This is a genomic window from Vibrio sp. nBUS_14 (genome assembly GCF_051201655.1).
In the GTDB taxonomy this organism is placed as follows: domain Bacteria; phylum Pseudomonadota; class Gammaproteobacteria; order Enterobacterales; family Vibrionaceae; genus Vibrio.
This window is the reverse complement of sequence record NZ_CP179206.1, coordinates 1,596,680-1,612,525: the sequence shown is the minus strand read 5'-3', so window position 1 is coordinate 1,612,525 and position 15,846 is coordinate 1,596,680. Positions and strand designations below refer to the sequence as shown.

5 protein-coding genes and 2 pseudogenes are annotated in these 15,846 nt (G+C 38.4%); 1 reads left to right on the top strand and 6 read right to left on the bottom strand.

What is annotated here, in order from left to right; genetic code table 11:
- Positions 1-6: 6 nt before the first annotated feature.
- Complete coding sequence (istA, locus tag ACMAZD_RS07525; RefSeq protein ID WP_435247818.1) at positions 7-1,539, bottom strand: IS21 family transposase; 1,533 nt, start codon at positions 1,537-1,539, stop codon at positions 7-9.
- Between the two features lie 206 nt (positions 1,540-1,745).
- Here istA and ACMAZD_RS07520 point away from each other — a divergent pair.
- Positions 1,746-2,201 (top strand): annotated as a pseudogene (locus ACMAZD_RS07520) (IS5 family transposase); the annotation flags it as partial.
- A 163-nt stretch (positions 2,202-2,364) separates the two neighbouring features.
- On the opposite strand, the gene ACMAZD_RS07515 reads toward ACMAZD_RS07520, so the two are convergent.
- From ACMAZD_RS07515 to ACMAZD_RS07495, 5 genes and pseudogenes are all read right to left on the bottom strand, one after another.
- Positions 2,365-4,026, bottom strand: a complete 1,662-nt coding sequence (locus tag ACMAZD_RS07515) for a ShlB/FhaC/HecB family hemolysin secretion/activation protein (RefSeq protein WP_435249141.1) — start codon at positions 4,024-4,026, stop codon at positions 2,365-2,367.
- 471 nt (positions 4,027-4,497) lie between these two features.
- Positions 4,498-4,649: pseudogene (locus ACMAZD_RS07510) on the bottom strand (ISAs1 family transposase); the annotation flags it as partial.
- Between the two features lie 48 nt (positions 4,650-4,697).
- The gene (locus ACMAZD_RS07505; RefSeq protein ID WP_435249140.1) at positions 4,698-4,919 is read right to left on the bottom strand and encodes a group II intron maturase-specific domain-containing protein; all 222 of its coding nucleotides are present in this window, start codon (positions 4,917-4,919) and stop codon (positions 4,698-4,700) included.
- A gap of 512 nt (positions 4,920-5,431) precedes the next feature.
- Positions 5,432-6,748, bottom strand: a complete 1,317-nt coding sequence (locus tag ACMAZD_RS07500) for a C80 family cysteine peptidase (protein WP_435249139.1) — start codon at positions 6,746-6,748, stop codon at positions 5,432-5,434.
- A complete protein-coding gene (locus tag ACMAZD_RS07495; protein WP_435249138.1) occupies positions 6,676-15,732 on the bottom strand; it encodes a hemagglutinin repeat-containing protein in 9,057 nt (3,018 codons plus the stop codon). Before ACMAZD_RS07495 ends, ACMAZD_RS07500 begins: the two co-directional genes overlap by 73 nt.
- Positions 15,733-15,846: the final 114 nt, after the last annotated feature.

The following is a 15,846-nucleotide window of genomic DNA, read 5'->3' as shown; positions in this document are numbered from 1 at the left end:
TTTCTCCTAGTGGTAGTAGTTGGAACCACGAACATTAGTGTGTTTAAGGTTTGGTGTATCAGTGGAAGGCTGAGAGAGAGTGCCTTCACGATGGTTCTTCAATAAGTTTTTGACGAAGCCAAGGTATGGCTTCTCTGTCACTAAGGCATCTCGGCAAGCTTGTTCTAACCGTGCGTCTGAGTGCTTTTTGGCAAGACTTAGTAACCCAAAGCAACTTCTAAAGGCCAATGCTTCATGCTCTGGGCGTTTGAGCAACATCTGAGTCAGTTCACCTGTGGCTGGCCCAATAGATTTTCCCCAACGGATAAAACGCTCGGGTGTCCATGATTGGTATTGATGGTTGCTTGGCATATGCTCGTAAACGGTAGAGAGACCATATTCTTTTTGGCTTGTGCAGTGGTGAGCAACAATGCTCCCTTTGTGGTAGATACGTATTATTTGATGCGTTGCTTCAAGCTCAACTTGTTGCCCAACAAGTTGGTGCGGCACAGAGTAGAAGTGCTTTTTATATTGAATGTGATAATCAGGGGAGACGGTTGCTCGTTTAGTTTCGATATACACATATGGTTGCGATGGCAGTGGTTTTAACGCTGGACGGTCAACTTTGTTGAACAAGTCATGTCGATTGACACCAAGCTGCTTCATCTCTCGTTGGTTTAAGTCATGCATCAGCTTTCGGATAGCCAGGTTCAGCTCAGCCATTGTATAGAACACTTGGTGGCGAAGGCGCATCATTATCCAGCGCTCTACGATGAGAACTGCGTTCTCAGCTTTGGCTTTATCTTTAGGCTTGTAGGGCCTGGCTGGCATCACAGCAACGCCGTAATGTTGTGCCAGTTTTCGGTAGCTCTCATTGAGGATAGGGCTATGACGGTCTGCTTTCGTTATAGCAGATTTCAGATTATCAGGTACAAGTAGATTCGGAGCACCACCAAAGTGATTAAAGGTATTCACATGAGCCATGAGGAAGTGTTCAAGCCCTTGGCTCTCACTCGCCTCGACATAGGTGTAATTTGACGCCCCTAAAGTGGCGACAAATACCTGAGCATGTCTGCATTCTCCTGTATCTGGATTCACAACAGGGATCGTTGGGCCACAGTAGTCAATGAAGAGCTTGTCACCAGCATGGTGAAGTTGGCGCATACTGCGTTTTTGTGTCTTTAGCCAACGTCTATACAGTTCGCAGAACTGTGTATAGCCATAGGCTTTGTCTTGATGCTGATGACAATACTCTTCCCAAAGCAAAGCTTTAGTCATCCCTTTACGCTTCAATTCTAAGTAGCAGAGAGTGAAATCAGGCATCACTTTATGCTGAGAAGATGAGCGACCATCAAACAAAGCTTGGGTGACTTGATTTTCATGATGAGTCTCTTCCAGTGGCCACGTGAGGCCACTGGATTTAAATCGGGATAGATGCTGGGATACAGTGGAATGAGCAATATTGAGGCAAGCGGCGATCTGTCGATTAGAAAGATTGCACTCGTATCGGAGGCGTAATATTTCCTTAATTTTATTCATTGGCATTCTCTTTTTCGGCATGATTTATCCTTAGTGCTCTCAACATGAAAGACTCAGGTTAAACCTATTGATTTAAAAGAGAAAAGAGGTTTATTTCGGTAAATCGACCATCGATTTCGGAAACACACCGAAAAGTGGATGATTAAAACCGAAATGAGTGGTCGGTTAAAAACGGATTTGGTGGTCGATTAAAACCGAAATAGGCGGTCGGATAGCTCCGAAATATGAACACTCATGAGATCATTGCCGCCGAGCTAAATTTATCGACGGTTACAGATGGTGAAGCACTCCCGAACTTACTGAAACAAACACGCCGAAGTATCCTTGAGGTGTCTGGTGATGGCGCTTACGACACGAGAGCGTGTCACGCTGTTATTAAGATTAAGGGAGCCATTGCGCTTATTCCCCCAAGAGAAGGGGCAGCATTCTGGGAACGTGGTCACCCTCGAAACCTCGCCGTGGGTTGCCAGAAATTATACGGCTCAAATAAGTATTGGAAAGAGCGGTATGGATACCACAAACGTTCATTGTCAGAAACAGCGATGTATCGAGTTAAACAGTTGCTAGGAGGACGATTGAGCTTAAGAAATTACAATGCACAGGTGGGTGAAACTTACGCGATGATAAAAGCGTTGAACAAGCTTACTGGGTTAGGTATGCCTGAAACTTGTCGTATTGATTAAGAAATACGCGAAACGGGGTAGTTCTATCTTTAAATTTAATTACGCAACAAAGGCTGCCAAACGTAGAAAGTCAGGTTGGTCTGGTGAAAATCGCTCAAAAATATTTTTGGCTAATATTTATTCAAAGTGGAATCCCGCCTTGGCCGGTAGCCCTGGATAAAAACTAGAATTTATACGATAAATTAACATAACTAATCAGATCATCAGCAGCATTGAAATTATCATCAACAAAATCAAGAGGGAAACTAAGAGTTAGTGAAGATGTAACTTTCGTATAGCTTAAATCTAGACCAAAAGACACACTAGAGCGGCTTTCTTTTTTTTGCCTTATAAAATCATCATTATTCCATATTGTTCCATAATCAAATCCTACAAATGGTTTGACATACGAGAAATTATCTAAATATAGATTCGAATTTAAGTAAAACCCAGAATCACCAGAAACATATTGATTGTTGTTGATACCTCGAACAGTAAATGGCCCACCAAAACCAAATCTTTCTTGACTTAATAGCAACTCAGAACTTATCTGAGAATTTAGACTAAAATTAAAAGATAAATCCAACCCACTAAAGCTATTTAATTTATTATATGAAAAGTTAAAACTCAGATATTTAGCACTAAACTTTTCACTTTCAGAATCATTAGATACAGTTGAAGAATATAGTTTTTCTTGAGATCCAAATAAAGAAGTACCTTTACTTAAAGAAAAGTCTAGGTCAAACCAACCGTCCTCTAGGAATAATATATGATAGAGACCAAAAGTTAATCTTAAAGTATTTCTTCTACTGCTTTCTAACTCAATATCATTCAAAAAAGATTTTGAATTGTATCGCCTGCCGTTAAAGTATGCTTTAGTTATACTGTCACTATCTCTGTTGAGTAAGTAATCAAGCTTTAAGTTATATGTCTGAGATGAACTGTTTATGAATGCCTGGTTTATTAACAACGACCTAGTCTCACTAGCAGAAAAAAATGTCGACATCTCAATACGTCCGAAAGGCTGGACATATGAAACATAAATATTAGAAACAAATTCCGCCTCACCACTTTTTAAATCCTTTGTTAATCGTAAATAAAACAAATCAGCAAAACCCAAAATATTACTTATTTTACTGGTGAAATTAATCGTATATGGGTTACTTAGATTGCCGTAATTGTCGATTGAAATAGCACTGTCAAAGACTGAATCTGGTTCTTCAAAAGAAACATATAAGTCACTATATAGTTCTTTATTCGATGGTTCAACCGAAAACTGAGCTATGGTGCCAATTCCTTTATTAATTATATCACGTGTATGGTCTAAAAAAGCGACTTGCAGTATATCACCATTTTTAATTGGTAAAAAATTTCTTAATGCATCATTACGTCCATTTATATATACATTATCAACCCTCCCATATATTGACTCATATCTTAAAGCTCCATCGTTGGTGTTTTGTTTTGGTAATGTGACAAAAGAAGTAACATAACCATTTAAAAATAAATAGCTATTCAATTCGTTTAGAATATTAATGAGATTTTTTGAAGATAAGCACTGCTCAATATATTGTGAAGTAACATTATCGAAATTAACTTTTTTGTTTAATTCCACATCAAGAGGATTTATTGATATAACATCAATATCAAGTATATATCGATCACAATCTATATCACCAGTAAATTTTGTAACATTGTTAGAATCATTTAATTTTGTGGGTTTATTTTTTGCTTTGTTTTCATTTTTTTTAATTTTATTCTCAATTTGCTTATCATAAGCTTCATTATTCAAAAGGGGAGTGCTGTCTGCATATACAGATTTGATAGCAAGGATCGTTAAAAACATAACTTTCAAAAAAAATGTTAGATACATATAAACCTTAACTCAGGACGAGCCCAAGAGTTGAATCATTGTTAATTTTTACATCTTCTTAACCGTAAACTATTTTTCGGAGATTCTTTTTGTTTTGATATGCTTGTTTTTCGAGCACACGGATTAATACTAACATCCTCCACCACCATAAAATTGACGAGGAGGAAGCTTAGTGATCATAAAATTTCTACTCATGCGGTTGTCCTGCCCTTTTGCTACTTTAATTTCATTAATCTAATTCGATGACTTTAAGTCTAGTACATGACACCGCACAATCCAGCGTATACCATTCTTGATGAGTGTGTCGTTTCCCATTTCAAGTCTCCTCATGGTCGGAGTCTTGAACTTATACTTCGCGCTAGACGATTAGAATGCGGGATTTATGGGGCGCTTACGGTTGAAATCTTGACCCTTTCGTTTGCCAAAGGGCGCGAATATACTTTGTTAATCTGATGTAAAAAGACTTTTTCCCTGTAATCTTTATTCCACGCGGCTTTGTTCATTTCGCTTGGTACAGACAAGTTACCCACTGATTTTATAAATAAGTTCTGCACAAAGCGACGACAACGAGCCATATTAGACGCTGAATCCCCTGCAGCCCCTCGCAGAACGGTACGTGAGCCTCTTGACTCATAACGCTCCCATTAAGCCATCGACCCTTTCATACCTATTCGCCAGTGAGCAAAAAGATAGCGGTGAGTTTCAGCAATTTTATCTATAAATATACCCACTCTCGTTTTACGTCGTTGCAGCTTTTTGTATTTGCGTCTTGCCCACCAGATCAACGCTTTGTTTATCTTACGGAAGACTCGATACAGCTTTGAACGACAGAAACTGCCATAGTAGATTATCCACCCGTTTATCATTGGATTAATCCACTTAGCTATTTGTTCAAGACTTAAACCCTGAGGGCTCCCCACAACTAGCATAGAAGAATCATGTAGATGGCATGAAAAAGTAGGCAGATTCATTTTGATCGGCGATCATAGTATCAACTGAAAAGACATGACCCGGCGAGCCCCATGAACCTATCCACCATCCTGAATACTTTTTTCTTAATGTCAGCGTTCTCCGCTATCAAAGGTAAGAGACGTATCACAGCCGCTCTTGACTGTATCAATGCGCTTAACGAGAAAGACACATTAACCTTGACAGGGCTTGGTCGAGGGATGAAAAATACCAAAACTAAGGTTAAGCAATGTATTAAGAGAGTCTGTCGACTGCTAGGCAACCCACATTTACATCGTGAACGTACCAGTGTTCATGAATACATAACCGACTTCCTACTCAAAAATGTAAAGCACCCTATCATTATCGTTATGATGTTTCCATCAGCTCTATTCGAATCAACTTTACCATATTTTAATTTCCACCAAGCCTATTTTTTTTGAATCGAAATTTTTACTTTTGGCTTTTTACTATAAAGATTCTCAACCTTCATACGCATAGCTTTCATTCCAAAAGCATCTAGTATACGCTGAGTATACTTCCCATTAGGGGTTTCACCTAAAAAACCTTTAAGTCTTTCTTTTGATGGAAAATACTGCGATTTCTTAAGGAAATTTTGTGACTGTGTATTAGCAATTGACGAACTAATGATACTCGACGGTAAATTACCAAAAAACTTATCTCTTGTAGCAATTACTCTATATTGCTCCAATACGACATCGGACATAAAATAGCCAACATTTTTATCATCTTTATAATTACTTAACATTGTCCATTTTTCAGGAGAATAAGAATTAACAAAAAAGTTATTATTATCATTAATCTCAACAGCTCCTTTCCCGAAATGTTTTTCGAGTCCATCTTTTAAGATAACCATATTTTTCACTGAATCCATTCTAAGTTTGTTTTCCCGTCTATATTCAACATATGGCCCCATATTTTCAACTTGGACCATGACCTGCTCCCATTTCTTCTTATGCAATTTCTTATTCTTATATTCCTGCCTTTTTACGAGTATCTCTGGGTATAGGACACTATTTTCCTGCAATTTGCGATTTAAAAGTCTTTTTTCTTTTGATTCTAATTTTGCGGTTTTAAATTTATAAGGCTGTTTGTTGTAACTATTTGTCAAGTTCGATTCTGGGACTCTAGGGGTCTGAGATACATACGACCTAATGGCTATAGGTGGAAGACCGACGTTACTCTGATGACTATTGTTGGATAATTGAGTAACAATATTCCTTCTTCGCAGAGGTAATGCGTTTGAGTCCAGAGTATCTGCACCTACTATTTTCCCATATTGATTTACTTTAACGGAACTATTCTGCCCTTTAACTATAGAAGCGGGTAATAGCCCGCCAACCTCTTTTGCTAAGTTGCAAGTGTTACAACCTACTAAAGAGATTTTCTCAGGGATGCCATCTGTTTGATTTGTTTTTACTGCTAACTTTCGAGCCAAGGAACTTATTTCCCTTGCATTTTTTCCTCCAATAGCTGAAGGCTTTCCATCTTTTGTAGCATTTCCATGCCCAATGAGAACTACTTCTAACGGTTTACCCGATTTATCCAACTGTACCTTCGGCAGAGTACCATCTGATTTAAGCTTAATGAATTTCGAATCAGAATGTTTAGCCGCTAGAAGTTCAGCAGATGTCTTAACTGATTGACCTGGCTCTAATCTGACAATACCCGTTGTTTTAAACCTGAAGATATAGTCGGTTTGAGAGGAACCGCTTTCGATTTCCATGATGTAAATGAAATATTATAGATGATGTTTCCATCAGCTCTATTCGAATCAACCTTATCGTATTTTATACGCAATGTTGCCTTTTGTGTTCGTACTTTGCCATTGATTATTTGACTCGCCTTAACCTCTTTTCCGTTGAGGCTGACCAAATCATCATAAGAACGAATATACTTTTCACCAACCTGACCGCCTAGGTTAACTTTAAAGATGTATGGTTCTTCACCTTCACTTAAGCCTTTAGTCTTTGTTTTTAGTTTCGCGAAGCCTTTCCTTAACTGAGACTCACTGTTTCCGGAAACGCTATTCATGACATCTCTGATGTTATTATTAAGCCCTTTTACTGCTGTCGCCACACTTATTAAACCTGAGCTTGGAGTACGTGTATTGATTGGCTTTAAAGTATTCTTATTCGATGTTGCTTTTACAGTATTATCATTTGAAACCTGCAGTGTTGAACTGTCATCTGCATCACGGCTACCGCTTATGACATTATTTGCGACTTGATTTAGCCCATCACGATTAACGGAATTATCCGACATGCTCCCTTGGCCAATAGCAGAATCAGTGTGACCTGATGAGTTCGTCCCTTTCTCCGCTGTTACGTCAGTATTAGTTGAAGAAGCAGAAGCGCTATTTTTAACAACGCTATCGCTATTATTTTTAACTCGCACATAAACATTTGTTGAACTGTCATCTGCATCACGGCTACCGCTTATGACATTATTTGCGACTTGATTTGGCCCATGGCTATCAACGGAATTGTCCGACATGCTCGCTTGGCCAATAGCAGAATCAGTGTGACCTGATGAGTTCGTCCCTTTCTCCGCTGTTACGCCAGTATTAGCTGAAGAAACATCAGCACTATTTTTAACAACGCTATCGCTATCGCTATTACTGTTAACTCTCACATAAACATCTGTTGAACTGTCTTCTGATTCGCGGCTACCGCTTATGACATTATTCGCGACTTGATTTGGCCCATGGCTATCAACGGAATTGTCCGACATGCTCGCTTGGCCAATAGCAGAATCAGTGTGACCTGATGAGTTCGTCCCTTTCTCCGCTGTTACGTCAGTATTAGTTGAAGAAGCAGAAGCACTATTTTTAACAACGCTATCAATATTACTGTTAACTCGCACATAAACATCTGTTGAACTGTCTTCTGATTCGCGGCTACCGCTTATGACATTATTCGCGACTTGATTTGGCCCATGGCTATCAACGGAATTGTCCGACATGCTCGCTTGGCCAATAGCAGAATCAGTGTGACCTGATGAGTTCGTCCCTTTCTCCGCTGTTACGCCAGTATTAGCTGAAGAAACATCAGCACTATTTTTAACAACGCTATCGCTATTACTGTTAACTCTCACATAAACATCTGTTGAACTGTCTTCTGATTCGCGGCTACCGCTTATGACATTATTCGCGACTTGATTTGCCCCATGGCTATCGGAATTATGCAATATGTTGGCCTGGCCGATAACAGAATCAGTGTGACCTGATGAGTTCGTTCCGCTATTCGCTTTTACACCAATATTGGTTGAAGCAGAATCACTATTTTGAAAAACGCTATCGCTGTTATTGTTTAAATCATGGCTACCGCTTTTGCCGTTACTCACAAATTGATTTAGCCAATGACTATTAACGGAATTGTCCGACATGCTCCCTTGGCCAGAGTCAGTTCTAACTGATAAGTACGCTCCTCTATTCGCTGTTACGCCAATGCTGGTTAAAGCAGAATCACTATTTTGAAAAACGCTATCGATATTATTGTTTAAATCATGGCTACCGCTTTTGCCGTTACTCGCAACTTGGTTTAGCCAATCACTATTAACGTAATTGTCCGACATGCTCCCTTGGCCAGAGCCAGTTCTAACTGATGAGTGCGTTCCTCTATTCGTTGTTACGCCAATACTGGTTGAAGAAGCATCAGCACTATATTGAACAATGCTATAGGTATTATTGTTTAATTCGTGATTACCGATTTTGACATTATTCGCAGCTTTATTTAGCAAATCACTGTTAACGAGAACGTCCAACATGCTGGCTTGATTAATGTCAGAGTCTTTGCTGACCAATGAGATCGACTCTACAGTCGCTGTTGAATTCGAGTTAATTAAAGGTGTAGCAGTATGGCTAGTTGTTGACGTACTAAATGAGGTGCTTGGTTGATTGTCATTCTTCAAAGAATTATTCGTTACAGAGTGACGAAACTCCGTCAGTGATTGAGCACCTTTACTTCCAGAGATAGCGGTATCAAACGGCGATGCTATTAAATGACTAGCCCCAACATCACGCTTTGGAGTGACCGAAGTCTGAGAGGAGCTAGGTAAATTTGAACTGGAGCCCACTGATGAAGTGAACAACGAAGCTTCTGCAGAAACAAAATCTTGGGTGTTATCTCTGAATGTTGTAAACACCGTCGAGTAATCACTAGGCGATGAAAATACCGTCGAAGAAATATTCGGGCTAGGGCTATAGGTATAGGAAGAATTCATGATTGAATTAACATTTGATGCCGTATCGGAGCTAATTACGTTACCAGATTTTTTTGAACCTACTACTTTTTTTATGATACCTAATGCTGAGACGAGAGCAGGACTATTTGAATCAACCGACAATCTAGTGCCTGGAATAGTAAAATCTGTGCTTTCAGCTCTTAAAGTACTGTTAGTACTAGAATCCAGCTCACCAACCTTTGAAGCCTTTTTAAACGCTTTCGCTAAATATTTTGTTGTAAAACTCAAATCAGAAAACTTAATTTTTTTAAACTGACTAGGTTCTTTCCCCAAATAATAAAGAGCCTTCTTTCCAACGTTATCAAAGAAACCAGCATTTTTACTTTTGGCTCTATTACTGTTACTTACTTTAGAGGCTTTAGAGGCCTTCTTCTTTTTCAAAAAAGAGGATGGGTCATTGAGCACAATTCTGTTCGCTGCAATGTTTCTATCTTCATGTACCGTCGTCAATGCATTAAAATTAAAATTACCCGAAAAATCTATATCACTGCTTTGGGTTGCTTTGTAGATAAACCTCTCATGCCTATCGAACTCGAGGTTCGCATTAAGATTGGCATTTCCATCAATACCTCCTCCTACACTAAAGAAAAGGCCATCTTTGTTTCTGTAATCATGCAATGACCTTTTTGATATCGCACCATTTATAGAGAAATCCGATTCTTTTAAACTTACTAACGCCCCACCTTCAAGTGTGACATTCTTTTGTATGGCTCCAGATATTGAGTTAGCAATAATACCCGAGCGTTGATTCGTTAATACAGAGTTGTCCCAACCATGACCGCCATCGACTTGAACTGATAATGATGGGCTGACTAAAGTCCCGCTATTAACACCAGCGCCTAAGGAAAAACCAAACCCACCTCTTGATGCTGAAGAAGTGACTGAATCTTGCAAACTCACTATATTTAAGTTCTCATCAGCATGTATATTTAAATCTGTATTATTTCCTCCTATATTCCCACCATACAAATTAAGATTGTTTGTCGATATATTGATTGTAGAGGATTTTAGCTCAGTATTTTTCCAGGTAATTGTTTCAGACTGATCGGTATTTACCTGGTGATTAATACCAAAATTAACAGCCATACCAACGGTGCCATCCATATCGACACCTTTCTCTGCTGAAAGCATCATACCTGTCGCTTGCTCTATACCCCACTGTGAATAATCTTCCCTCCCCGCAAGAAGATTAATATCATTCGCACTTGAAATATTGATTTGGTTATGGGCGTCAATGGTCGTGTTTGCCAGTGAGATATCACCATACCGACTATTTATAGATATTTTTCCACCATTTAAGGCATTCAATGAATGAGACCTTTTGACCCAATGGTTTTCACTAGAGGACTTTTCTAACATCCACCCCCACGTTTCGCCGACAAGAGTTCCATTTGTTAAATTTACCGCCTCAGCTGAAGCCTGAAGCGCTACCATTAATGGATCTATCTCTTTTCCTCTTTGGGATTCCATTATATTAAAGGCTACCCTATTAGCCATATCGGTAATACCACTTGCTGTTGCAGTCCTAGTACCTATGAAAAAGCTCTCTGAATAAGTATCTTCATACTCTTTATCAACGTACTTAGATGTGAGAATATGACCTCCGGACAAGCTAATATCGGAACGTTCACTGCCATTAATGGTAGAGCCACCAATATCAAGTCGATCCCTAGAGTCTAAGGAAAGTGAATCAGAAATGTTGAAGATTGCATTTTCGTGAAAAGTCTTACCATAAAAAGTTTTTGTGTACTCGAATCCAGTTCCACTTTTCACAAAAGTTAAACCGTCTTCCAAGTAACGACCCCTATTATATTTGCCTTGAAATTTCTTTTCTTGGTACAGGTTTTCTTCATAACCCGCAAAAGCATTGAATTGACCGCCAAACCCAATAAAATCACCATTGTCATTAAAGTTTACCCCTGCGGAGTTATAACTAAATGAGGCAGTATGAGCCGCTAAGGTGGCTCTTCCGCTACCATGATATCCGAGAGAAAAATTCGATTCCTCCTTGGTGAAAACATTTTTAGTTGCCACTATATCTATATTTTTCGCACTCGCCGATAGCGAATCAGTAGTAAAAGTACCACCTTCGAGAAGAATATTATCTTTCGCTCCAATTTTGAGATCTTTGGTTTGAATAGTGTTGCCTACACCTTGAGACATTTCCTCTATATTTGAATAGCCAGTGAAACCCCAATTACCACCTATTGAAGCTTGCATTGACCACAATGACTCCTCACTGTCTAAAGTCAATGCCGTCAAATAGACATTATCACCATCCATGGTAAGATCATCTGAAGAGAACTGGGCGCCTCTAGAAAGTATATTTCCGGCGTCAGCTTTTAACGAAATGTTACCCTCGGCTGAAATCAGTGAATCTACCGATGATTGTAATTTATTCTTTTCAAAACGGAAACTAATGGCACTAGCCGTCCATGAGTTAGAATGTTTTTCAGTATACAACTCTTTCGCAAATGAGATAAAATTCAAGTCACCGTTCTTGGCGTTAATATTGACGTCAGAGCCTGCAACAATGGATGCACCTATGTTATTCACGCCACTCTGACCATTAATATCAATAGTGTCCTCAGCTATAACAGAAGAATTAAATACTAAGTCCTGATAAGAACGCCTTGTGTCAATCGTACTATCAAGAATGTTGTGTCTCTCTAGATTAGAAATGTTATTAAATTTACCCAATAGCGATTGAATAGATACATTATTCGCCTTGATGGTACCCGATATGTTGTTGACATCGTGATTAGATATGAGGTTTATGCCTGAGCTAGCCTCCAAGGTTCCACCAAAATTGTTAAATGAATTGGCATAAATGTTGAAGTTTTCAGTTGAAATCAGACCACCAGAGCTACGATTGAGCGTTTCTTCAGTCAGGTAAACCTTAGGGACTAAAGCAATAACCCCATTAACATTCTGATATTCGTACCAAACAATGTCACTTTCTAAATTGTTTAATGCCTCAATTGGTAGAGGAGCACCAAACTGATAACCGCTGCTAGAAAGCAAAGAAAGGCCATTAGCCACTAACGTTTCGGTCTGTTGATGGCTATTGAGAAACGTTTTCCCTAAATTTAATCTTTCTCTGCCAATTTTAGCCTTTATTTGATCATTGATGTATCTCAGTTCAACTTCTGCAGAGCCGAAACGTATGGTATTGCTAGGTAAGTGTAACAACTCTAGAGGGTCGGAAAATGGAGACTGATAATTCGTATCCCTAAATTTTGAATTAAATTGATAAAGATAATTCGAAGACTCATCAATTGAGTTTACAATTAAAGCGTTCTCATCTCTAACCAATTCAAAAATATCGCCATCACCAAAATCTTGAATATTATCAATATTGACTAGAGAGGTTGTTTCTGTCGTTAATAAAGTATCTAATTCATTAATGATGTCTGATAAGCCACTTTGAAAATCTTCGGCAATGTTGACATCTTCGACTAAATCCGAAACCCTATTTACTGCTAAATCTGCGCCAACTGAATTCGATTCGATGATATTATCTGATGCAATATCATGACCTTGATCATGGCCGGAGCCAGTATGTTGAGTAGCCAAACTGTTTAATTCAGATTGAGCTTCGTCTCGTCTTCGCTCAGCATCTAGTCTACCCTGAAAAGCAGTATTTAGCTCATCATTCCAATGCGAAGAATCTTCAAATCGACTGTTAATACCTCTGTTTGTAAAGTCAAATTTACCATCAAGCAGGTTAAATTCTCTTGACTCAATCACACCGCCTTTCGAAGAGTACACATAATTATTAACTCCCGCATCACCGTTATGCCAACGTCCACCCAATATACCGAATGCTGTTGAGCCTATACCTAACCCGTCCCTGTACACATCGATTCTACTGGTCGCATTTAAATTGATAGATTGATTGACGAACTTAGAATCTATGTCATTTCTTAAACTAGATACATTAAGGACTCCAGAAGTTGATATAAGACCATTGTTGTAGATATTATTAGCTTTTACATTTATTGCACCATCTGAAACTATCTCAGATTGCTCAAAATATTCAAATTCATCGTACTCAGTAACATCCCTCCTCCCTTCTCTAAGGAAACTCAACAGTCCCCACTGAACAGAGTATACCTCGCTCATTTCGATTCTAGAGGAACGGTTTATTTCAAAAGCACTTAAATTGTGGAAAGCGTCTGCTACAATATTGATTTCGTTACCACTTTTTATGACCCCTTTATTGACCACTTCAGTCGTTTTGCTGCCATTATAGAAACAGTCATTAAACAACACACTGGTACAATCGTAACCTAGGCTGATTGAGTTACCAGCTTCAATGGATCCACTTTGTTCATTCGTAATGGTAAAAAGACTATTTTCATTATCTAGATCAGCTAACAGGGCAATATCATGGCCACTATACAAAATACCATTGTTAATAAGGTTATCACTTAAGAGGATCTTTAATAAACCATCGAATGAGACTAAAGCAGAGCCATCAGAAAAATCCCATTGACTTGTCGTTCCACTTGTATTTTTTATTGATAAATCATTTCTAGCCCTAATAAATGAAAGGTTAGAAAGACTATGACTATCAATAAAAACCTTTCCCTCTGAAAGAATATCACCTTGATTGTTAACCACATCACTTACAATGTTCAAATCATTACCAGATATAATACTTGAATGGTTTTCCAATCTTTCAGAGTCAATCGAAAAAGCACCTGATGAGATTAAAAGTTCATTGTTTACAATACTTTCTGACTCTATCTTTACATTGCCTAGGTCTGAATCTAAAGTGGTGACACTCCCGTTGTTTATAAAATTGTTCGATTTTATTTCTATTTCACCGCTGGTACTTAAAATCAAACCAGTGTTTTCTAAATTTTCAATGTCATTGAGTGCTAACTTGTTAACACTTGTTAGTGCACCATCGCTCTGATTAGTAACACGATTAGAATCATTTAAAGTTAAACGGCCTTCAGAATGGATAATACCGGAATTAACTAAAATCTCACTTTCGATAGTAAGATCGCCATTCTCATTGAGTGTACTTATATTTCCAGCACTTGATGAGTCAGTATTGATATTGTGAAGGTGATTGGAAGTAATTTCAATCGAACCACCAGACAGTATGTCACCTCGATTGGTTATTTCATCAATTGTTAAATTGACGTTGTCTCTGCCTAGTAGACTTGTCTTATCATCCAATTGAACACCATCAATATCGGCATTGATTTCATTGGCCAATATCGTTGTGCCTTCTAACACATAGGATGAGCCTGACGTGTTATTGTCTTCTAGATTCAGTGTCCCATTAGATTCAATAACTGAGCCCGCTTCGGCAGTAACCTGTGATGCTCCTAAGGTTATATCATTACCAGATACGACCGCTGAATCTATGGTAATTTCTCTCGCCTTAATATCGATATTTTCTTCTGCAAATAGATTTTTATTGATATCAATGTTTGATTCTGAATTTAGTTGTATATTCCCCGACTCAGAAAGAATAAAACCAGCATCGCTGTCATTTAAAATTATGTCAGAACCACTGTTGATGGACACGTCATTTTTCGCAGTTGTGACCGAGTCTGAACCAAAAATAACATCTCCATTTGAGTCGATAATCACATCATTTTTAAGAGATGCTATATGCCCTTTTGAATAAACTCCAGAGCCAGTGTCATTGCTCAATATATAAATAGAATTCGAATACATCGAGCCTAAACTACTGATATTGACCTTTATACCTTCTCTATTTTTTCTAGAGCTTACATTATTGAGTTCAAGCGTTTCGTAGTCAACATCGACTCCAGTGCTAGAAATTAATCTTAACTTTTCTTTGGATTCAAGGTTGGCATCAATTAATATTTCACCTGAAATAATATCGACAATATCTACATTGCCACCTTTCAAACCCTGTCCATTTATCGTTATTATGCCGGAGTCGTCTTTTAATAAAATAGTATTGATGCCGCCATTGTTAATATCCACACGCCCTGTTGTTAAAGTCGTCCTATTAGTGTTTATAAACTTACATCCATCACACGTCACGCCATTCGGATTGGCCAGTATAATATCAGCCTCTCCTCCCACAATTTCTAGTTGGCCTGTTAAATTGGATGAATTTGAACCCGTTACTTCATTAAGTATAATATTGGCTTCTTTTCTGAGTAAATGATTTTTTTGAATTCGTTCACCATTCACAGCATGTGAATATTCGCTGCTAGCATTATTGTTGAGTATCACACCTTGAGCATTGACGTTGAAGTCTGTGAATCGATTTCTAGAGACACCTTGTGCACTTGGATTGGTAATGTTGACTACAGGGACACCACTGCCAGACTCTGATAGGATAGGCCTATCTGCGATCGGAACATTTTTGTCGGGAATAATGACATTAGCCATTAAAGAGAAAGAGGATATTACTGATGATGTAATTATCATCTTATGAATTGCTAAAGTTATTTCATTTTTTTTCATAAATGCCCCTTAGTAGGGCAAGCGCATGAATAGAAATTTTATTATTAATAAGCTTCCTTGTTGTTAATTTTATGGTGGTGAATATTAGTAATAAACCGCTCGCTCGAAAAACAA

Coding starts and splice junctions, on each gene's coding strand:
- ACMAZD_RS07495 (WP_435249138.1), bottom strand. CDS start 15,732: ATGAAAAAAAATGAAATAACTTTAGCAATTCATAAGATGATAATTACA.
- ACMAZD_RS07515 (WP_435249141.1), bottom strand. CDS start 4,026: ATGTTTTTAACGATCCTTGCTATCAAATCTGTATATGCAGACAGCACT.
- ACMAZD_RS07500 (WP_435249139.1), bottom strand. CDS start 6,748: ATGGAAATCGAAAGCGGTTCCTCTCAAACCGACTATATCTTCAGGTTT.
- istA (WP_435247818.1), bottom strand. CDS start 1,539: ATGCCGAAAAAGAGAATGCCAATGAATAAAATTAAGGAAATATTACGC.
- ACMAZD_RS07505 (WP_435249140.1), bottom strand. CDS start 4,919: ATGATAAACGGGTGGATAATCTACTATGGCAGTTTCTGTCGTTCAAAG.